Origin of the sequence: Kribbella sp. C-35, assembly GCF_046549195.1 — a bacterium.
Taxonomy (GTDB): Bacteria; Actinomycetota; Actinomycetes; order Propionibacteriales; family Kribbellaceae; genus Kribbella.
On sequence record NZ_JAJPWG010000004.1, the window covers coordinates 349,062 to 369,689 of the forward strand.

Sequence of the window (20,628 nt, forward strand, 5' to 3'; positions counted from 1 at the left end):
CACGAAGGACCACATCATGATCACTGCAAGGAAGCTGCTCGGCGCGCTCGCGCTGACCACGGCGGCGACACTCACCGCCGCCTGCGGCGCATCCGACACCGGCGCGTCGAACGCCACCGACGTCAAGCTGCGGATGACGGTCTGGACCTCGAACGAGGACCAGCTCAAGCTGTTCACCACGATCGGCGACGCCTACCGGGCCGAGCACCCCGAGGTCAGCTCGATCACGTTCGAGAGCCTGCCGTTCGCCGACTACAACACCACCCTGACCACGCAGATCGCCGGCGGCAACGCGCCCGATCTGGCCTGGATGGGCGACCTGTCCAAGGACCTCATCGCCTCCGACGCGCTGGTCGGCCTGACCGACAAGCTGAAGGCGACCGACGGCTGGCAGTACGACGACCTGGTGGACAGCGCGACCAAGGAGTTCAGCCGCGACGGCAAGCTGTACGCCTACCCGTTCTCGAACTCGCCGTTCGCCCTCTACGTGAACACCGACCTCCTGGCGAAGGCCGGTCAGAAGATCGATCCGAAGACGCTCACCTGGGACCAGGTCGCCGCCGCGGGCGCCGCCGTACACGCCAAGACCGGCAAGGCGGGCTTCGTGATCCGGGACTTCGACTACAAGTCCTGGAACACGCTGGCCACGGTCTGGACCGGCTTCGGCGCCTCGGCGTGGAGCCCGGACGGAAAGACCTGCACGTTCGACAGCCCGGAGATGCAGCGCGCGTTCACGTTCCTGCACGACGCAGCGTTCAAGACCAGCGCGATGCCCGGGCCCGGCACGAAGGCCGACTTCTTCGCCGGCGACGCCGCCTTCACCGTCGCGCAGGTCTCCCGCGCTTCGTTGCTCACCGGGTCGTTCAAGTTCGGCCTGTACCCGCTACCCGCGGGGCCGTCCGGCAAGTACGCCGTACTCGGCCAGGCCGGTGTCGGTGTCCTTGCCGCGAGCAAGCATCCTGACCAGGCGACCGACTTCCTTGCCTACCTGACGAATCCGGCGAACGCGGCGAAGCTGGCGCAGTTCTTCCCGCCGCCCCGGAAGTCGCTGCTCACCGGCGCGAAGCTTGCCGAGAACAACAAGAAGCTGTCCGCAGCCCAGCTGCAGGAGGTCGTGGTCGACCAGCTGCCGAACGCCGTCACCCTGCCCAATCACACCAGCCCGGCCGAGATCGCCCAGAAAGGTAAGACCGCGCTGGACGCGCTGTGGAAGGCCGACGCCGACATCCCCGCCGTCCTGAAGTCGGTCTGCACCGCGATCGATCCCATCCTGGCCAAGTGATGCGCTACTGGACCACACGCCGGCGAGATGTGCTGACCGGGTACCTCTTCATCGCGCCACAGCTCGCCGGCGTCCTGCTGTTCGTGCTGATCCCGGTCGGCCTGGCGATCTGGTACAGCCTGAACAAGTGGAACGTCTTCACCGGCAAGCAGGTCTTCGTCGGCGCGGACCACTACGCCGCGCTGGCCTCCGACCCGCAGTTGCCATCGGTGCTGCTGGCAACGGTCGTCTTCTCCGGCGGCGTCGTGGTCCTGAACATCACGCTCGGCCTGCTGATCGCCGTACTGCTGAACCGGCGGTTCCGCGGCGCGACGTTCTTCCGGACCTTGTTCTTCTCGCCGGTCGTGGTGTCCGTGGTGGCGTGGACCCTGGTCTGGGGCTTCCTGCTGCAGGACAACGGCGGCATCAACGGACTGCTCCACGCGATCGGCGTGGACGGACCCAACTGGCTGCAGCACGGCGACACCGCGATGCTGTCGGTGATCGTCAGCCAGGTCGTCCGCAGTGTCGGTGTGAACATGGTGCTGTTCCTGGCGGCGTTGCAGGGCGTGCCCTCGGAGCTGTACGAGGCAGCCCGGATCGACGGTGCGCGCAGCCGGTCGATCTTCGCCCGGATCACGCTGCCGCTGATCTCGCCGACGGTGCTGCTGACCGCGATCATCACCGTCGTCGGCGCGCTGCAGTCGTTCGCGCAGATCGCCGTACTCACCGGCGGCGGGCCTGAGTTGAGCACCACCGTGCTCGTCTACTACGTGTTCCAGCAGGCCTTCGAGTTCAACGACATCGGCTACGGGTCGACGCTCGCGCTGATGCTGCTGAGCTTCGTGATGGTGCTGACGCTGCTGCAATGGCAGCTGCGCCGGAAATGGGTGTTCCATGAACAGTAAGCTCCGGCGGGCGCTCCTGGTGACAGCGCTCGCAGTCCTCGCGGTCCCCTTCGCCGTGCCGACGATCTGGATGGTCGCGGCGTCGATCAAGCCGCTGCCGGAGATCTTCAAGGCGCCGCCGTCGCTGTGGACCGAGCACCCGACGCTGGCGGCGTACGGCGAAGCGTTCACGTTCCAGCCGTTCGCCCGGCAGTACCTGAACAGCGTGTACATCGCCGTACTGGTCACGTTGATCACGCTGCTGGTCTCGAGCATGGCCGGGTACGCCTTCGCGCGGATCCGGTTCCCTGGCGCCAACGCGCTGTTCCTGGTGGTGCTGACCGGTCTGCTGGTGCCGAGCGAGGTGACGATCGTTCCGCTGTTCCAGGTGTTCAAACGGGCCGGGCTGATCAACACGCACTGGCCGTTGATCCTGGTCACCGCGTTCGGCGCACCGTGCGTATTGGCGAGCTTCATCATGCGGCAGTTCTTCATCGCGCTGCCCGCCGAACTGGAGGAAGCCGGGCGGCTCGACGGCCTCGGCCGCCCCGGCATCTGGTGGCGGATCTGCCTGCCGCTCGCCCGGCCGGCGCTGTCCGCGGTCGCGATCCTCACCTTCCTGGCTTCGTGGAACCTCTACCTCGAACCCACGGTCTACCTCACCTCGCCGGAACTGTTCACGTTGCCGCAAGCTCTCACCCGATTCACCGACGCGTACGGAGCCGACATGTGGAACACCCAACTCGCCGCCGCCACCATGACCGTCCTCCCGGTCCTGATCGTGTTCGTCATCGCCCAACGCCAGTTCGTCGAAGGCCTCGCCCACTCGGGACTGAAATGACCGAACCGATCGTCTTCGAACATGCCGACGTGCAGGTACGCGTCGATCGCGGCATCTTCGAACTGTTCCAGCGAAGGAACATCATCGCCTGCTACCGGACGCCTCTGGACTGGGTCAGGGTGCACGTCCAGGTACGCAAGCGCGCGATGATCCTGCACTTCTCCCACATCCAGGACCCGGACGAGCCGATCTACAGCCGCCTCATGGGCAGCGTCTATTCACTGGCCACCGTCGAGATCCCCATGTCCGACGAACCCGTCTACCGAGCCTTCTTCACCGACCTCGCCCACCTCACCGGCCGCCCGATCGACTGACGGCCGGTGCTGAGGTGTTTCCTCCAGCGGCGAGAACTGCTGTCCTGAACCCTGGGACCTTCTTGGGGGGAAGTACAGATGAGTCTTTGGGATGACACGCCTGCGTCCTTGAAGAACGGTGGCGGGCTCGATGCGCTCGAGCCGGTGCTGGACAGCGTCGACACACCGACCGAGGAGGAACGCGTCGAGGACGACGGGTTCAGCTGGCGGGTGTGGAAGACAACCGTGGGTGGCGATCTGCCGCTCAGTCTCGATCCGGCGACGGGATCGTTCAGCCGAAGTCCGGGAGCGGTGAACAGCACCGCCACGCTGCTCACGTTTCCCGATCCGCGGGTCGGGGTCGAGTTCGCGCTCCGGTTGGACGCGCCGGGTGGCGATCCGGACGGGACCGTGCGGCTCGTGGTCGACACTCCACAGGCGATCGCGCGGTTGCCGTTCCTGCGGGGTGCGAAGCTCGATGCGCAGGGACAATTGCGCGCCGATCCGGCCAACCCGGATGTCCGGTTCCACCTGCCCGCGGTGCGGGTCCGGCTGTTGCGGCCTGTCGGACAGGGGCTCGAAGTCAAGCTGCTGAGCAGTACTGTCAGTGGTCATCCTCCGCAGGATCAGATCTTCGACTTCATCCGGATGGAGCCGGCCCATGCGTTGATCGGTCCGGGTGAGGTGGTCGGGTTCGCCTTCCGCAGCGCCACCCTGGATCTGACGGGTGAAGCCGGCCCGTCCGGAGTACCGGCGAACGCGCGGACGCAGCCGACCGATTGGCAGGGGTTGTATCTGCCCGAGGTCAGGCTCTTCGTCGCGCCGACCGGGCTCGAAGGGCTGGCGGTCAGCGCCGGAGTACGGGATCTGTGGATCGGGATCGGTCAGCACGCGGGGGTGACCGGGCTGTTCGAGGCCGAGGTGGTGAACCGCGGCCAGTCGCCGACGGTCCGGCTCGCGTTCCAGGGTCCGGCCGGTGAGTGGTATCCGGTGCCGGACACCGACCCGATACCGAATCCGGTCGACCTGCCCGACAGCGCAACCCTGTACATCACGGCCGGCGGCGGACTCGCGCCGTACACGTATCGCGTCACCGTCAACGGCGGCGATCCCACCACCCTCGACCGCCGGACGATCCTGCTCCCGGCCGCCGGAACGACGGCGCTGGAGATCAAGGTCACCGATGCCGGCCTGCACGAGCTGATCAGGAACATCTCCGTCCGCAAGGCGACCGCGGCGCCGGTCACTCCGCCTCCCCCGCCAGGTGGCGAAGTCGTGCCGCGAACGGTCACCAGCACCGGCCATCGCGTGGTCGTCACCAGCCAGACCGACAGCACCGCAACGGTCAGACTCGATCCGGACGACGGCGGCGACATCGCCTGGTCGTGGCCCGGCGGCTCCGCCAACGGCGACACCGCCGAGATCCCGGTGGCAGCCGGCGCGACCGTGACGGTGACGGCGACCAGAACAGTCACCCCCGCGGCAGTGGCCGAGTTCAGCGCCTACACGTTGTTCAACCACCCGACGACGACCGAGTTCCCCACCGGTACCAGCACCAACTGGACCACCGTCGCGGACAACATCCGCACCTCCCCCGCAACGTCACGCCAGGAATGGGGCGCCGCGCAGCCCTTCCTCGGCCCGGACTCGCGGGCCCGGCTGGAACAGATCCCGAAGTCCACGCCGCTGGTCGTCGAGGGCTTCGCGTCGTTCGAGGGCCACACCGACCCGGACGCCGTCACTCGGAACCTCGAGCTCAGTAGGCGGCGCCGGGATGCGTTGATCCAACTGCTGACCACGGAACTGCAGTTCACCACCGTGACTCCCGGCACCCCACATGGTCAGGGGACCGCGGCAAGTAGCACGACGCCACCGCCCGGCTCGCCGCAGTGGTGGCGGGCGACAGCAAAACCAACGCCGGCGGCACCAACCACCGAAACCGTCACCGCGGACCTGACCCGCCCAGCGGCCGCGACCACCACGGAAGTCGACCCCGAGCCAACGCGCCAACTGGTCCCCGACTGCTTCCGCAAGATCGGCGTCCGGGTCGAACTGATCCGCGGCACCTTCGTGCGCGCCGAGATCTACGGCGAGTTCGACGTCCGTACCGCGGCCGAAGCGCGCCTGGACGAGCACACGGACGAGGAACTCCCGGCCAGGACCAATCCGAGCGACGGCATCTGCACCTTCCTGGTCCGGCTCAAGGTCGCCGAGGACCGCTCGTCCTGGGAGACCAGTGCCGAGTTCCGGGCCGTCGAAGGCGATCTCGACGGCCTCGCCAAGGTCGAGCGAGCGTCCGCGGGCTCGAACACCGCGCTCAACATCCTCGGTGCCGTCTCCGCCCTCTCCCCTCTCCTGGCCGCGGTCACGCCGCCGAGTCCGACAGCAGGCGAGCTGGTTCCGCTCGTCGTCCTCGGCAGCGCCGCGGTCGGGCTGGGTGCCGGCGGCCAGCTCCAGACCCAGTACGTCGTCCTGCGCGGCGGGCAGCTCGTGGTCACCGACGGCCTCGTGAACCCGGCCACCGGCAGCGGCCCGACCACCACCCAGATCAGCGTGCTGCTCGATCTCGAGACCGCGTTCTCGTTCGATCTCGGCTTCATCAAGGTCGATCCGCAGAAGCCGATCGTGACCCGCTACAAAGCGGTCGGAATCAGAAGCACGTGGGACACCGAGAACAACGGCGACGGGACGGTCGAATACGTGCCGCTGCCCGTGTTCGACCCGAGCCGCGGCTACACGCTCGACGTACCGGCCGGGTCCTTGATGGCCGCGCCGCCGTTGGATTCGTTGCTCCGGGTGCTCGGCGTTCGCGCGAGCCGACTCAATCCGACCTACCTGGAAGTGGAAGTCGGCCTCGGAGTCGATCTCGGCATCGTCACGGTCGACACCGTTCGGGTCCGGCTCCGGCTCGACGCCTTCGAGGCGCCGCAACTCACCAAGCTCGGCGCCACTCTGGACATCCCAGGCGCGATTCACGGCACCGGCTACCTGGAGATCACCGATCTCGGGTTCAAGGGTGCTTTCGATCTGACTTTCCCGTCGATCGGCCTGCGCGCGAGTGCCACGCTCGCGTTGGAGAGCCGGGCCGGCACGACCGGAGTGCTGGTCGGGGCCGAGGTCGAGTTCCCGGTGCCGTTGCCGTTGGGCAACTCGGGGCTGGGGATCTTCGGCTTCCTGGGCGGGGTCGGGGTCAACTACCGCAGGCTCGAGCAGACCGGGGTCCAGGCGCCGGCGTTGAAGTGGCTGGAGAATCAGCTCACGCCTGCCCGCGGGTTCAGCGTGATGCATCCGGCGGGGTGGGAGCTCAACCCCGGCAGCTTCGCGATCGCCGCGGGCATGATGCTCGGCACCGCCGAGGGCGGCTTCCTGATCCACCTCAAGGGGATCGTGCTGGTCGAGGTGCCCGGGCCGCGGCTGTTGCTGGTGATGAAGGCCGACGTGCTGAAGATGCCGCCGGTCCTGAAGGCGCAGAGCAGTGCCACCTTCCTGGCCGTGCTCGACCTCGACTTCGGCCGCGGCACGATCACGATCGGCATCGTCGCGGAGTACAGCATTCTCAAGCTGCTGAAGATCCGCGTCCCGGTGACCGCGTTCTTCCATCTGTCGCAGGCGCAGAACTGGTTCATCGATCTCGGCACCTACACCGACCCGGTGACGGTCTCGATCCTCGACGTCTTCCGCGGCACCGGCTATCTGATGATCCACGGCGACGGCACCACGCTCGCCAATCCGAAGCTATCGATCACCACCAACGGTCTGGCGATCGCGGTCGGCTTCCACCTGCAGTGCGTGCTGATGGGCAGCAAGTCCGTCGGCCTGTACTTCGAGGTCGCGGCCGGGTTCGACGCGCTGATCTCGTTCGAGCCCTTCGGTCTGGGCGGGATGATCTACGCCCGGGGCGAACTGCGGCTGTGGATCGTCGGCATCTCGGCGCGGGCCGAACTGACCGTGCTGGTCGGCCGCCGCGGCAGCACCGACACGACCAGCATCACCGGCCGGGTCTGCGGCAAGGTCGACTTCTTCTTCTTCAGCGTCGAGGGCTGCATCAAGCTCGAGATCGGCGGCGGCCCACCGGACCCGGCCGATCCTCCGGAGCTGATCGGCGGGGTGAAACTGGTCAGCCGCTCCCCCGCCCTCGTCGAGGGCAGCGCGACCGACCGGGCCGTCGACGGCGCGCTGGGTGACGCAGCAGCTCAGTCCGGCGACCCGATACCGACCGTTCCGTTGGATGCGGTTCCGGTCGTCCTGTTCAAGACCCCGCCGAGTGTTCTGCCCGGCAACGTCGTGCTCGGTGGTGAAGCGCGCGGCACGTCCGGCGCGGGAGCCGACCCATGGGTGCGCCGAGGCGACAACTGGTGGCGTTTCCAGCTCACCGGCGTCGAGTTGATCGGCGACCTGCAGCCGGATCCGCCCGCAGGCAAGACACCCGCGACTTGGTGGGCACGCAACGCGCCCGGCCAGTCCCAACTCGGCCCTGCCCTCGCGTTGTTGAGCTGGTTGCCGACGCCCGCACCACGAGCCGTCCCGTACGGCGAAAGCCTCACCACCACGGTCAAGGAACAATGGGGACACATCTGCAGCGACCCCGCCCGCCCGGCGCCGGTCGTGTGGACCTTCGACAACAAGCCGACCGGACCGAGTCCGGCCGGCTGGCGCCTGACCGGCGTCCCCTGGCCGGACCAGCCGGGCGACTTCCGCAGTACGCCGGTCGACGCCAAGCTCGACGTCACCGAGACCTGGCGGACCCACCATCCGCTCGCCGATCTCTTGCAGGGAACGGATCCTGCGGTCGTCGTCGGCGACTCGGTGCCGTGTCCGACCGGCCACATCGATCACGTCGACTCGATCCAGGTCTGGCAGAGCGGCAACCCGCTGACCTTCAGCAACGCCGCGCTGCCGATGAACGGCGAGGGTCTGCAGGAGGTCGTGGATCTGCTCGCCACCGGTACTTCGCTGGCCGACCTCGGTGCGGCATGGGCCGAAACGGCTTGGGACAAAGGGCTTTCCGACCAGCCACTGGGATGCCAGGGCCGGATCCTGCGTTCACCGTCGGGCGACGAACCCGACCCGGCGCCGTACGGGACCGAGGAGGAACGCGAGCTGGTCAAGAAGATCTGGGAGGAGACCGGATTCAAGCCGTCGGACTTCGGCAACACCCTGCGGCTCTCGGTGGACGGCGGTCTCGAAGCACTCGAACTCCTCCTGCTGGTGTCCGAGCGGATGCTCAACGAGGGCCTGATCATCACTTGCCGCAAGAGTGACGGTTCGGTCGTCGCGCAGCAGCCGGTCACCCCGGACAGCATGGTGACCTCCACCAACCCGCTGCCAGGCGAGTGGACGGACCCGGCCGGCCCCTGGGCCGACCCGATCGAACGCGCCGGGCGGATCGCGGCTCGGGTCGTCGCCGAAGAACGCGACCTGCTGCTCTGCCGCGTTGTCGTCGACGTACCGGGCAGCGTTGCCGTGGTGGAGCTCGGCGCCGATCGCCGCGAGAGATTCCTCGCCGGTACGCCGTACTGGCTGATCGCCGCGGCCGGGATCACCACCGCCGAGCGGTGGCGTTTCGACTACGACACCCAGGTCATCACCACCGACCGCGATCTACTCGAATCCACCCTGACCCAGGACCCGACCGACGTCGCCTTGCTGGTGCCGTCGCAGTCGTACACGGTCAGGGTGAAGTACCGCGCCCAGTCCGTGGCGGGTGCGAACAAGCCGTCGCCCACCGAGGCGGAGAACTGGGGCGGCGAGGAGACCCGGGACTTCCAGTTCGCGGCGGACGGGCCGGACGAGGTACCTCGTGATCTCGGGCCATGGTTGCTGGCCACCGCGCCGGCGATGAACGAGACCGGCATCTTCTGCGCCGAGCCGATCCGGATCGCGCTCGCCACCCAGAACGTGACCGCCCTCTTCGACGCGTACGGCGAGGAACTGCGCGTCCACGTGCAAGCCTCGTCCGGCTTCCATCCCGAACCACCAGGTGGCGGTCTCTCACTCACCCTGCCCTATCAACTGACCGGCCAGGGCGGGGTGATGGGCGCTCTGACACCAGACCTGGGCCAGGTCATGAACCCATGGCAGCAGGCGGTGACCGAACTGCTCGACGAGCTGCCGTGCACCGACAGCAGTGGCAGCAGCACCCACGGCACGATCCTGACGCTGCCCTACGACCTGCAGCCGCTCACCGACTACCTGGTCGACATCGAAGCCGTACCGAAGGGGGCACCTGACAACGCCCACGGCAGGCGCATCTACCGGGTTGGCTTCACCACCTCTCGCTTCGACACGGTCGGCGACCTGGCGAAGCTCATCCGGCTCGGAACCCGCGCGGATCGACATGTGCCGACTCCGACCGCGCTGTCCGCACTACCTCTGACCCCGGCCGGCGACGTACTGGACACGGTCTACCAGTCCGCCGGGCTCGCCGTCCCGCAAGTACCTCGCTATCCCGCGGCCGAAGTGCTCTGGTCCGGTGACGCGGTACCGCAGCCGGTCGCGGTCGTCGTGGAATGCAGTGAGGCGATGTGGCGCTCACGGCCGATGCCTACCGTCGTCGAGGGGCCACCCGACCCATCAGCCGGGCCGGGTCACAAGTGGTGGGCCGCAGTCGAGGGTGACTGGCTCTCGCTCGAGCCGAGCACCGCAGCGGTCGCGGCCGGCGATCTACCAAGAGCCGGCATCACCAAACTCGTGAAAGGACCAGGCGGCACCCGAGCCGTCGTCCTGCTCGCCCCAGGCTCCCGCGGCTCCGAGCTGCGCCTGGATCTTGTACTCGCCGGTGACGCACTCGCCGGTACTCCGGAACAGCGGGCCGAGGCCTTGCGCATCGCCCTGCACCGGGCGCCTTGGGAGGTGGAGGACTGATGGCTCGTCGAATCGCCTGGCCCTACTGGTTCCGCGCCGAAGCGGCCAAGGTCCCGTGGCCCGTCATTGCCGAGCAGCACCTGCAGCAGGTTCGTCAGCACCACGTCGTGATCGACGACCGGCTGCTGGAGCACCTGAAGACGATCCGGGAGAAGCGGCCCACCGAGATCCAGTTGCGCTGGATCTGCGCCAAGGAACTCGGCGTTCCGTCCGAGCCGTTTGTCGTGTGGCAGCGGTCGCGACGGGACAGGCCCGAGCGCGCCGACTTCACCCAACTCCCGGTCAAGGGCGGCCTAGGGCTGAACTGGAGCAGAGTCGCCTCGTACGTCGAAGTCGAGTGCGACCCGATCGACCCGGCTCGGCCTGTCGGGCTCCTGGTCACCCGCGGTGCTCTGGGCCTCGAGGCCACCGTCGGAGCCGCCGCCGTCACCAGTGTCGGCGGTGCTCGGGTGCGGCTCGTCGTCCGATGCCCGGGTGGCACGAGAGCGCTACTGGTCAACGGACACAGCCCGGACCTCCGGATCGAGCTACTCCAGCAGGTGCTCGACGACGACGAGTGGACGCCGCTCGAACGAGTAGGCCTTCCGGTGGACTCCCCCTGGCCCGGTACGTCGTACGACGCCGGACCGCAGGGTTTCTTCGACAACCCGGTGGACCCGGTCGAGGCAGCCCTGCAGCGACTCAAGCGCGGCGGTCCCCCGGTCGGCTGGTATCCAGTCACCGCAACCAGCCGTACTGCGCCGCTCTGGGCGCCACCGGACTACGGCATGCTGCTCAAGGAGATCCGCAACGAGACCCTGCCCCGGATCGAGCGGATCTATCGCCCGGCCCTTCCGCCGTACGAGCAGCAGAACGTGCTCGACACCGGACCGGTCGACGGTCCGAGTGGGTCTTCCTTGACCGCGACCGCCGAGCTGCCTGTGCTCTCACTGCTGACCCTGCCTGCGAGTGCGGACCCGTTCCTGGCTCTGGGACTCGGCTTCGGAACCAGCTACCTGGAGGAACGTCAGCACGACCAGCCGGGGGTGGGTGGTGACGACCTGATGGTCACCGCCGAGTACTCGGACACGCCCAACGGGATGGGTTCCACCACGATGGCGGCGTACCTGCCGTCCTTCCCGCAGCACGTGAACACCGCGACGCCGATCGATGTCGCGGCTGGCCGCGATGGGCTGGTGGCGCCCGAAGTACCGGATCGACCGTGGCGCGAGACAGTGCGCATCTCATGGTTCCGGCCGCCGAGCACGGCCGCGCTCGGGCAAGGAACGGGCGGATCGCTGGCTCGCTTCGAGTCGCCTGCCGACACGATCGCCGAGTGCTTGCTGCCACTGCGGCCCGCGGGCGACTTCCGGCCGCTGCTTCCGGTGCCTGACGGTCCAGAGGATCAGCCGGAGTTCCGCCGGACGAGCATCGTCGACGCCGCCGCCGAGATCCCGCTCGGGAGCGGTGGGCGCAGTCCGGGCTATCCGGTCGCGGTTCAGGATGTCTTCGGCGTCTGGTCGAAGTGGGAGGACGCGCTGTATGCCGGCGACGAACCTGCTCCGCCCCGGCCGCGCATCATCGCGATGGCGCTCACCTCCACCTTCACCGGTTCGACCTCGTGCCCCGCGACACTCGAGGTCGAGCTCGCGGTGAGCTGGGAAGACCGTACGCCGGTCGCGGTCGACCTGCGCGTCGTGCTGTTCCCGATGGCGTCGTCGACCAGTCCTCCACCGGCGGGTGTCACGCCGTTCGGTGCCGCACCCGCTGGTTGTTTTCGGCGGGATGTGGCGCTGAGCTTTGCGGGTCACGAGTTGCAGGGCGGCGCCGGAGTACAGGTTGAGCATCTGGACTCGGCCGGTGAGAACGTCGTACCGGCTGGGCCTGCGCAGGGCGAAGAAGGCCGTCGGTACAAGCTGCGGATCTCTGTGCCCGTCCTGGACTTCGGCGTGACCGCGCGCTGGGGTGCGGCTTTGTGGACGCGGTCCCACCTGCTGATCGGGGTCACGTCCGGCCTGACGCCGGCTGCGGCAAGTCCTGCGCTGACAAGTGCGGCGACGCCAGTACCGGTCGCGCCGATTCCGCCGCCGCTGCCGCCCGGTGTCCCGATGGGAAGCGCACCCGACGCGCAAGGCTGCTCGCACGCGAGGGTGCAGTGGTCTGTGCCCGCCGGCGCGCAACTCCAAGCAGACAAGGGAATCATCGTCTGGGAGATCGCCGAGACAGCCCTCCGTCAATCCGTCGGGCTACCGGCCCGAGCGGCCGAAGGCACGCCGTCCGGTGTACGGCTGCAACAACTCTGGGACTCGTACGACGCTCTCCCGGCTGACCGCCGCCGGTCGATCTTCCGGCGGCTGAAGGTGCTGCCCGGGTCGGCTCGCAAAGCGGACGTCACCCTGCCCAAGGGATCGACGGACATCCACCTGTTCACCGTGACCACGCTGTCCACGTCAGGCATCGAGTCGGCCTGGCCCGGCGGCGCGCCCGCTCACGCAAGCCTGCAGGCCGTCGCGGCACCGCGACTGCGTCGTCCCGCGGCGCCTGTCGTCAGTTCGGTCATCGGAGTCGCGGGCAGCGTCGCCCTGACCATGACCTCGGCGAGCCGCGTGCCGGTCCGCGAGTTCCGGCTGTTCCGGACGCGATCCGAGGTCGCCGCGCGATCCTTCGAGTCGATGGGGCCAGCGTTCGCCGTCGTACCGGCTGTTCCGCCCGGCGCAGGGCAGCCACCCGACCCGGTCACTGGCGAGTTGACCTACACGGCCAACTGGACAGGTGCGTTCGGTCCGTCGTGGGACGACTGGTTCGTGCGGGCGGTCGCAGTACCGGTTGATGCTGTGCCGGTTGCGGCTGTGCGTGGTCTGCCGTCGACTGCCTGCGAACCAGTGGTCGTGACAGTCCTTCCAGGAACGGCGCCGGACCTGGCTCCGCTCGTCGCTACGCCGACAGGCACGGGCGAACTGATCCTGGTGACGACGTCAACCTCGGCACCTCCCCGAGAGGTTCCTCTGGGTAGCCACCGCATCTCGGTCGAGGTACAGGGCGCGGCTGGGGTGGTCAACGTCGATCCGCTCCCACTTCAGGAGGTAGCGGAAGGGCCGGTCTCCGGACCGGCGCCGGCGAACGCCGCCCCAGGCACGGCCGTCGTCCGCGGACCGCGAGCGGCCGGCCGAACGCCACTCGGCGTATGGCTCACCCGGCCCGACAGCGGCCAGCCGGTCGACGTCTTCGTCCGGCTGGTCGATCCGCTCGGCCGGCTCGCCGAACAGCAAGTCACCGTGCCGGCGTTCGTTGCCGAACCGCCCAGTCTCGATCTGATCGACATCTTCACGATCGTCGGCCGCGGTGTGGTGGCACGGCTCGGCTCGGATGCCGATGTCGCAGCTCAACCCCCTTACGTTCTGGGGGTTCAAGCCCAGCAGACCCGCCGTCCGTTCCCGATCGGTCCGCTGCCACCACCGGTCCGGGCTCGCTTCGCGCTCGACGACATCCCGACCCGCCCGGGCCCCTTCCCGAGCGCCGACCCCATCCAAGCCGTCCGGGTGACCGACGACCCGCCGCACGAGTACCAGATCCTCGTCCGGCTGACACCACCGATGGTCGTCACCTTCGTCCTGCGCGCCCCCAACGGCGCCCAGGCCCAGGTAGTCGCCGAGGTCTGAGTGGCTCTCGACACGCTTGCATCTGTTTTGTTAGTCGGCTAAGTTTTGTGATTAGCCGACTAACAATATCTGCAGGAGGACGGGTCATGGACCTGGGTTTGAAGGATGCCGCGGTGCTGGTGACGGGTGGGTCGTCGGGCATCGGGCGGGCGACCGCGATCGCGTACGGGCGGGAAGGCGGCCGGGTCGCGATCACCTACAACTCCCGCAAGGACGCGGCCGAGGCGGTCGCCGAGGAGATCGAGGCGGCAGGCGGTACGGCGTACGTCGTACCGCTGGACCTCAGCGCACCGGAGACGATCGCGGCTGCCGTCGCGTCGACCGTGGAGCACTGGGGCGGGCTCGACGCGGTGGTCGCGAACGCGGTCGACTGGGGAGGACACGACGGGCGGACCGACAAGATCGAGGACGCCGCGCCGGAGTGGTGGACCGCTATCGTGCGCGCGAACCTCGAGGGGAACATGCACCTCGCGCAGCAGGTGGCGCCGGCGCTCCGGCGATCCGCGCACGGGCGGCTGGTGCTGGTCTCGACGGACCTCGCGGAGCGTGGCATGGCCGGCGGAGCCTGGGCGTACGGCGCCGCGAAGGCCGGCCTGCACGGCCTGGCCGCGAGCCTGCAGCACGATCTCGGCGCGGACGGCGTACTCGTGAACGTCGTCCTCCCCGGCATCACGCTGGAGAACGGCGAGCACCGGATCATCCCGCGCGCGGCCCTGGACAAGATCACGGCCGGATTCACTGCGCGGCATCTGCCCGACGTCTCGGAGCTCGCCGACGCGATCCTGTTCCTCACCTCCCCCCGAACCAAGGCCGTCCAAGGCCAGCTGCTGCGCATCACCGGTGGCAATCTGATGGCTTCTTAATGCAGCATTGACGGCGGCGGCGCTTGTACGGTGGGCTCAGGAGTACTCCGGAGAAGGAGCGTCGCGATGGCCCGGGCACTGATCGTGGTTGATGTGCAGAACGACTTCTGCGAGGGCGGGAGCCTGGCCGTCGCCGGTGGCGCGGACGTCGCGTTCCGGATCGGCGAACTGCTGCACAAATGGCACGAGACCGAGCCTGAGAACCGGCAGTACGCGTACGTCGTGGCCACCCGGGACCACCACATCGACCCGGGTGACCACTTCTCCAAGGAACCCGACTTCGTGAACTCCTGGCCACGCCACTGCGTCGCCGGCACCGACGGCGTCAGCTTCCACCCGAACCTGGACCCCCAGCCGTTCGACGCGATCTTCGACAAGGGCGAGTACGCAGCCGCCTACTCCGGCTTCGAAGGCAAGTCCCACGAAGGCGGCCACACCCTCGCCGACTGGCTCCGCAGCAAGGGCGTCACCGACGTAGACGTCTGCGGCATAGCCACCGACTACTGCGTCCGCGCAACCGCCCTAGACGCCCACCAAGAAGGCTTCACCACCACAGTCCTAACCCCCCTCACCGCAGGCGTATCCGAACCCACCACCACCCAAGCCCTAACCGACCTCCGCACCGCCGGCATCACGGTCACCTGAGGAAGTACAAAGGACACCGCTCCGCGGCGACTGCCTCTCTACCGCCACCACTTTGTGCACCCACCGACCATTTCAGGCGCCGGAAAATGGTCGGTGGGTGCACAAAGTGGGCGAGACGGCGGTGCGGTTGCCGCGGCGCTAGCCGCAGCTTGCCGACGGCAGCCGGGGGTGGGTGGGGCGGCGCGTAGCGCGGCGACGGAGGAGCCGTGCGTAGCATCGCATGGGCTGACTTCATCCCATCCCACCCATCCAGTCCTCTTACCTCACCGGTGCCCCTGGGCCGAGGGGGATTCCGAGGGCCCACCAGGCGAGGAATAGGAGGGTCCAGGCGATGGTCATTGAGACTGCTAGGGGGACTGTGTACGACGCTAGGGTGCCGACGCCGGCGTTTTTGCGGTAGCGCTGTAGGAAGCCGAGGGCCATTACGAAGTACGGGCTCATGGGGGTGATGGCAGTCGAGCCCGAGTCGGCGATCCGGAAGAGGGCTTGCGTGGTCTCGGCTGGGACGCTCAGGAGGAGCATCATCGGGACCAGGATCGGGGCGGTCAGGGACCACATTGCGGAGCCGCTTGTTACCAGGACGTTGATGATCGTGAGCAGCGCGAGGATGCCGAGGAAGATCACGACCTTTGGCGCCCCGAGGTCACCGAGTATCCGGGCCGACTCCGCGGACAGTAGGTCGCCGATGTTGCTCCAGTCGAAGTACGCGAGGAACTGCGCGATCGCGAAGAACAGCACCAGCACCGGCGCCATCTGTTTGATGCCTTCGGCCATCAGTTTCGGTACGTCGGCCGCGCGCTCGATCGCCTTCACGGTCACGCCGTACGTGACGCCGACCAGGCCGAAGAGTACGGCGACCACCATCGCGATGCCGTCCAGGAACGGTGAGTCGACGATGCTGCCGTCCTTGCCGCGCAGCGGGGAGCCGTGCGGCAGCAGGATGGCGACGATCGCCAAGGCCGCGACCAGGAACACGATGCCGGCCCGGCGCAGACCCTTGCGCTCGGCAACTGATACGGACAGCTGATCCGCGTCGTCGCCGGGCGCGTCCGGGTCGGCGTCGAGGTCGGTTCGCTTGCTCAGCACCAGCCGGGTGACGAGTGTGATCACCAGCGCCAGCAGGATCGACGACGCGATGTTGAAGAACCAGTTCGACAGCACCGAGACGTGCGCGTCCGGGTTCACGGTGCGGGCGGCCGCGGTGGTGATGCCGGCGAAGATGGCGTCGTTCGGGGTCGGGATCGGGCTGGCGTCGTACCCGGAGGCGATCGCGGTGTACGCGACCACGATGCCGAGGATCGGCGACCGGCCGACAGCGCGGAACGCGAGGCCGCCGAGTGGCACCAGGATGATGTACGCCGCGGCCGACGCGACATGCGCCATCGTGCCGGCGAACGCGACTGCGAACACCACCATCGACGTAGGCACCCGGGACACGCTGACCCGCATCAGTACCTGCAGGAACCCGGTCCGCTCGGCCAGCGCGACGCCCATGATCACGACCACGATCGTGGCCATCGGCGGGAACTCGGCGAAGTTCGAGATCGCCGTCGACACCGCCATCTGCAGGCCGTCGCCGGACAGCAGGTTCTGGACGGCGACCTCCTTGCCGTCCTTCGGCGAGAGCACGGAGACGTCCAGCGCGGACAGGATCGCGCTCACCACGGCCAGGATCGCCGACAGGATCCAGAACAGCCAGAACGGGTGCGGCAGCGCGTTCCCGATCCGCTCGATGACCGCCATCGCCCTGACCAGGCGCGGCAGCTCCCTCGTGTCGGTCGCCGTACTCATAACGTGTGCGCCTTGAAGAACGCGCCGATCAGCTCATGCGCTTCGAACGTCTGCGTTGCGTAGCCCGGGCCGGACGTCGCATCCGATCCTGGCCAGCTGTGCCCGCCGTCGGTGACCGCGACGTGCACGACGTCGGCCTTGCAGCCCTTGTAGGTGAACTTCAGTACGTCGTCACCGATCCGGCTCGTCTTCGGGTCCGGGTCGCAGTGGTCGTGGACCGTCCAGTCCCGGACCCAGGTCTGTACGTCGGGCAGGTCGCGCTGACCGTCACCGCCGTACGGGATCGTGGTGTCGCCCGTGCCGTGGATGTCGAGCACCGGGACCGGGCGGCTCGGCGCGCAGTGCGTGCCCTCGATGTAGAACGCGCCGGAGACCGGGGCGATCGCCGCGATCCGGTCGGCGAGGCGGCATGCGAGGATCCCGGTGAAGCCGGCGCCGTTGGACTTGCCGGTGGCGTAGACGGCGTTCGTGTCGACGCAGTACGACGCCTCCAACTGGTCGAGCAGGTCCTCGGTGAACTGCACGTCGTCGACGCCCTTGGCGGAGTACGGCGCACCCTGCCAGGCCTGCTTGTTCTCGTCGCCGATCACACCGTTGGGGTAGGCAACGATCGCGTCGAGTTTCGACAGGTCGGAGAACGCCTCGGTCTGGGCGCCGGTCTTGCCGCGGCCGTGGTAGACGAGGATGAGCCGCTTGGCCTTGGAGCTCTGGTAGTTGTCCGGCACGTGCAGGCGATAGGTCCGCGTGAGGCCGCCGCTGCTGACGGTATAGTCGCCGCTCGGAGCGGCTGGCTTGCCGCATCCGGAGCTGGGCGCGGCGGCTGCGGTTGCCGTGGGCAACGTGGTGGCGGCGGTCACCAGAGCCGCCGACGCCAGCACCGCGCCGACGCGCCGGGCAGCTCGCTGGCTAGGTGCGCCGCGCGGGCGGAGGGTTTTCGGGCGTGCGAGGTTCATCAGGGGCCTCCTCGGGGCGTGCGGCCTGCAGGCGGGCAGGCTCGCGCCTGGACCTCCCTGAGCGAAGGTCCAGTGTTCGGGGGTCGTGCGTCAGGCCGAGAGCAACTCGTCGGCGAAGGCGGCGATCCGGTCGGCGGCGGTCTCCACGAGGAGCCGGCCGTCCTCGGCTGTGGCGCGGCGGGGATCACCCAGCACGCCACGCTTGTGGTACGCGTCGAACCCGACGGACAGCCGCGGTCCGCGCGACTGCCTTGAGAGCCGGGCCGTGGTGGTCAGGTCGTCGAGCGTTGTGGCGCCGGGCTCCAGGCGGTCGGCCTGGACCAAGTCCGGTGCCAGGTAGAGCATCTGCGCGGTCTCCGCCTCGCCGGCGTGACCGTGCACCTCGCTGACTCCTGTGATCAGGTCCGAAACGACGGACGTGACCGGGGTCCACGCGAACGTCAGCTCGCTGCGGACGTACTCCTGCGCCAGCACGGACAGGGCGGCGTTGTTCCCTCCATGCCCGGTGATCACCAGGAACTGCCGCCAGCCGTGGTCGTGCAGGCTGGCCACCAGATCCCGGAGAACGTGCATGAACGTTGCCGGTGACAACGTCATCGTCCCGGCGAACGCCATGTGGTGCGGTGAGACGCCGTACGGGACGGCCGGGGCGATCACCGCGCGGCCGGCCAGGCGTTCCGCGACCCGCTCGGCGACGCCGACGGCGCGGACGGTGTCGGTGGACATCGCCATCCCCCCGCCGTGCTGTTCCTGGGCGCCGACCGGGATGATCACGAGCGGCGCCGTACGGACCGCTTCGAGAGCCTCATCGGTCGTAAGTTCGGCGAGTTTCATGAGAACTCCGGGGCGGACTCGACGGCCTTGCGGATGTTGTCGAGGTGTTCTCGGGTCAGCCGCTCGGCCTGTACGGAGTCCTGCGCGCGGACGGCTTCGACGATCGCCTGGTGCTCCTCGTGATCGCGTCCGCGGTTGTCGTACAGCGCGCGGATCTGCTGTTGCTCACGGACGCGCACCTTCAGCAAGGACGACAGAACCTCTTGTAATAAAGGGTTCCCGGACGCTGCCGCGAGCTCGACGTGGAAGTTCAGCGCGAACGCCGGACCTCCCGGCGGGACGAGCGCGTTGGTGACCGCGGCCTCCAGGCGCTCCAAGTTCTCGGGTTGCCGTGCGAGTGCGGACTGCGCCGCGACGGCCGGCTCGATCACCAGGCGCGCACTGATCAGCTGCAACACCGACTCCTTCGTGATCGGCGGCCGGTGCGGATTCGCCAGTACGACGTTGTTGATCGTCGGACCGACGTACGTCCCCGAACCGTGCCGGAACTCGACCGCCCCGGTCGCCTCGAGCTTCCGCAGCGCCTCCCGCACCGTCGGCGTGGTGATCGCGAACCGCTTCGCCAGCTCCCGCGCCGACGGGATCGCGTCCCCGGGCCGCAATCCGCCGTCCCGGATGATCCCGAGGATCGACTCGGTCAACCGGTCGGACAGGCTGGGCGGCACTTCGGCAGCTGAGTAACTCACAAACTGACTAAATCACTTAGCCATTCCCCGGGTCAAGGCCTCGAACGAGTAGTTCTGCTCAGTCGCGGTGACCGTCCGTGCACGTACTTTGCTGGCATGAACGAGCGCACCTGGGCCGGATCGATCGTCGTCATCGTGTTCCGGGCCCTGGGCATCGGTCTCGGCGTGGGCCTCGTCGTCGGGGCGATCGTGACGAGCGTCCAGTCCGCCGACTGCCTGCCCGACGAGGACTGCCTGGCCATGGTCGGCGGCATCGGGTACGGCGCTCTCGGCGGCGGGATCGCGATGGCGCTCGCGATCCTGGTGTTCGCGATCCGTCTGCACGTCGGCGCGATCTTCGGCGCCGGCGCCGCGATCGGTGTACTGGCTCTGCTCGCCGCCGCATGGGCATCGCTTCTCGGGTGGGGCCAGCCACTCCTCTTCCTGGCCGCTGTCGCGTTCTCCGTCAGCGCGGTTCTCCAGCGCTGCCACCAGCCGGCCGACGGCGGGCGCCGGCAGTGGTCGCGGCCGTCGACGGCAGCGGTTCTGATCGCGGCAGGCGTCGTACTCCTCGGCGCCCTCCCGGCCGGTTTCAAGCTCTCCAAGGTGTGGTCGGAACAGCGGCGGATCGAGGCTGTCATCGCCCGGCCGCTGCAGACCGACCTGGACGGCACCTGGCCCTACACCGTGCGCTCGTGGGACTCAGGATTCGAGTACGACGTCATGGAGCCGCCGTCGAACGGTCAGCGGATCGCCGAGGTCACCGTCACCGTTCGCAGCGCCACCCCGGACCAGGCGCCGTGCACCGGCTTCACCGACCGTGTCGAAGGCCCGGTGACAGTGACCGGCTGCACGGAACTCGCCCCGAACCTCTGGCAAGCACACGGCGCCGACGGCAAGACCCGGTACTTCGTCCACGCCGAGGACCGCCAGTGGGCCTACGTTCGATCCGGAACCTACGGCGACACGGACGTCCAACGACAGCACGACGCCCGCGCCGAACGGATCGCGAGATCTCTGCGGCCGCGCTCCGCCTTTCCGCTCGCCGCCGACTCGGTCGGCTGCGGCTTCTGCGAGTGGCTGGCGTAACAGG

General features: G+C 68.4%; 13 protein-coding genes. 9 read left to right on the forward strand and 4 right to left on the reverse strand.

Features of this window, described 5'->3' with window-relative positions:
• Positions 1-16: 16 nt before the first annotated feature.
• The 8 genes from ACLJOO_RS27550 (at position 17) to ACLJOO_RS27585 (ending at position 15,292) form a co-directional block, all read left to right on the forward strand.
• Complete coding sequence (locus ACLJOO_RS27550) at positions 17-1,282, forward strand: ABC transporter substrate-binding protein (protein ID WP_410790296.1); 1,266 nt, start codon at positions 17-19, stop codon at positions 1,280-1,282.
• Entirely contained in the window at positions 1,282-2,169 is an 888-nt protein-coding gene (locus ACLJOO_RS27555; RefSeq protein WP_410790932.1) for a carbohydrate ABC transporter permease, read from the forward strand. The genes ACLJOO_RS27550 and ACLJOO_RS27555 overlap by 1 nt, the downstream gene beginning before the upstream one ends.
• The gene (locus ACLJOO_RS27560) at positions 2,159-2,989 is read left to right on the forward strand and encodes a carbohydrate ABC transporter permease (protein ID WP_410790297.1); all 831 of its coding nucleotides are present in this window, start codon (positions 2,159-2,161) and stop codon (positions 2,987-2,989) included. The genes ACLJOO_RS27555 and ACLJOO_RS27560 overlap by 11 nt, the downstream gene beginning before the upstream one ends.
• Positions 2,986-3,303: a hypothetical protein gene (locus tag ACLJOO_RS27565; RefSeq protein WP_410790298.1), complete on the forward strand. Its 318-nt coding sequence runs from the start codon at positions 2,986-2,988 to the stop codon at positions 3,301-3,303. The genes ACLJOO_RS27560 and ACLJOO_RS27565 overlap by 4 nt, the downstream gene beginning before the upstream one ends.
• Before the next feature lie 78 nt (positions 3,304-3,381).
• Positions 3,382-10,146 (forward strand): DUF6603 domain-containing protein, encoded by a 6,765-nt coding sequence (locus ACLJOO_RS27570; RefSeq protein WP_410790299.1) that lies wholly within the window; start codon positions 3,382-3,384, stop codon positions 10,144-10,146.
• Positions 10,146-13,784 carry a hypothetical protein gene (locus ACLJOO_RS27575; RefSeq protein WP_410790300.1) on the forward strand — a complete coding sequence of 1,213 codons (3,639 nt, stop codon included), beginning with the start codon at positions 10,146-10,148 and terminating at the stop codon, positions 13,782-13,784. Before ACLJOO_RS27570 ends, ACLJOO_RS27575 begins: the two co-directional genes overlap by 1 nt.
• Before the next feature lie 86 nt (positions 13,785-13,870).
• The gene (locus ACLJOO_RS27580; protein WP_410790301.1) at positions 13,871-14,647 is read left to right on the forward strand and encodes an SDR family NAD(P)-dependent oxidoreductase; all 777 of its coding nucleotides are present in this window, start codon (positions 13,871-13,873) and stop codon (positions 14,645-14,647) included.
• A gap of 66 nt (positions 14,648-14,713) precedes the next feature.
• Positions 14,714-15,292, forward strand: coding sequence for a nicotinamidase (locus ACLJOO_RS27585; RefSeq protein ID WP_410790302.1), 579 nt, complete (start codon positions 14,714-14,716; stop codon positions 15,290-15,292).
• Positions 15,293-15,550: 258 nt separating this feature from the next.
• On the opposite strand, the gene ACLJOO_RS27590 is transcribed toward ACLJOO_RS27585, so the two are convergent.
• From ACLJOO_RS27590 to ACLJOO_RS27605, 4 genes are all read right to left on the reverse strand, one after another.
• On the reverse strand, positions 15,551-17,083 hold the full coding sequence (locus ACLJOO_RS27590; RefSeq protein ID WP_410790303.1) for an AbgT family transporter: 1,533 nt from the start codon (positions 17,081-17,083) through the stop codon (positions 15,551-15,553).
• On the reverse strand, positions 17,080-18,036 hold the full coding sequence (locus tag ACLJOO_RS27595) for an alpha/beta hydrolase family esterase (RefSeq protein ID WP_410790304.1): 957 nt from the start codon (positions 18,034-18,036) through the stop codon (positions 17,080-17,082). The genes ACLJOO_RS27590 and ACLJOO_RS27595 overlap by 4 nt, the downstream gene beginning before the upstream one ends.
• A 90-nt stretch (positions 18,037-18,126) precedes the next feature.
• The gene (locus tag ACLJOO_RS27600; RefSeq protein ID WP_410790305.1) at positions 18,127-18,870 is read right to left on the reverse strand and encodes a creatininase family protein; all 744 of its coding nucleotides are present in this window, start codon (positions 18,868-18,870) and stop codon (positions 18,127-18,129) included.
• On the reverse strand, positions 18,867-19,556 hold the full coding sequence (locus tag ACLJOO_RS27605) for a FadR/GntR family transcriptional regulator (RefSeq protein WP_410790306.1): 690 nt from the start codon (positions 19,554-19,556) through the stop codon (positions 18,867-18,869). The genes ACLJOO_RS27600 and ACLJOO_RS27605 overlap by 4 nt, the downstream gene beginning before the upstream one ends.
• A gap of 96 nt (positions 19,557-19,652) precedes the next feature.
• Here ACLJOO_RS27605 and ACLJOO_RS27610 point away from each other — a divergent pair, with 96 nt between their 5' ends.
• The gene (locus ACLJOO_RS27610) at positions 19,653-20,624 is read left to right on the forward strand and encodes a hypothetical protein (protein WP_410790307.1); all 972 of its coding nucleotides are present in this window, start codon (positions 19,653-19,655) and stop codon (positions 20,622-20,624) included.
• The last annotated feature ends 4 nt before the right edge of the window (positions 20,625-20,628 follow it).

Coding starts and splice junctions, on each gene's coding strand:
- ACLJOO_RS27585 (WP_410790302.1), top strand. CDS start 14,714: ATGGCCCGGGCACTGATCGTGGTTGATGTGCAGAACGACTTCTGCGAG.
- ACLJOO_RS27580 (WP_410790301.1), top strand. CDS start 13,871: ATGGACCTGGGTTTGAAGGATGCCGCGGTGCTGGTGACGGGTGGGTCG.
- ACLJOO_RS27600 (WP_410790305.1), bottom strand. CDS start 18,870: ATGAAACTCGCCGAACTTACGACCGATGAGGCTCTCGAAGCGGTCCGT.
- ACLJOO_RS27565 (WP_410790298.1), top strand. CDS start 2,986: ATGACCGAACCGATCGTCTTCGAACATGCCGACGTGCAGGTACGCGTC.
- ACLJOO_RS27590 (WP_410790303.1), bottom strand. CDS start 17,083: ATGAGTACGGCGACCGACACGAGGGAGCTGCCGCGCCTGGTCAGGGCG.
- ACLJOO_RS27570 (WP_410790299.1), top strand. CDS start 3,382: ATGAGTCTTTGGGATGACACGCCTGCGTCCTTGAAGAACGGTGGCGGG.
- ACLJOO_RS27555 (WP_410790932.1), top strand. CDS start 1,282: ATGCGCTACTGGACCACACGCCGGCGAGATGTGCTGACCGGGTACCTC.
- ACLJOO_RS27560 (WP_410790297.1), top strand. CDS start 2,159: ATGAACAGTAAGCTCCGGCGGGCGCTCCTGGTGACAGCGCTCGCAGTC.
- ACLJOO_RS27575 (WP_410790300.1), top strand. CDS start 10,146: ATGGCTCGTCGAATCGCCTGGCCCTACTGGTTCCGCGCCGAAGCGGCC.
- ACLJOO_RS27550 (WP_410790296.1), top strand. CDS start 17: ATGATCACTGCAAGGAAGCTGCTCGGCGCGCTCGCGCTGACCACGGCG.
- ACLJOO_RS27610 (WP_410790307.1), top strand. CDS start 19,653: ATGAACGAGCGCACCTGGGCCGGATCGATCGTCGTCATCGTGTTCCGG.
- ACLJOO_RS27595 (WP_410790304.1), bottom strand. CDS start 18,036: ATGAACCTCGCACGCCCGAAAACCCTCCGCCCGCGCGGCGCACCTAGC.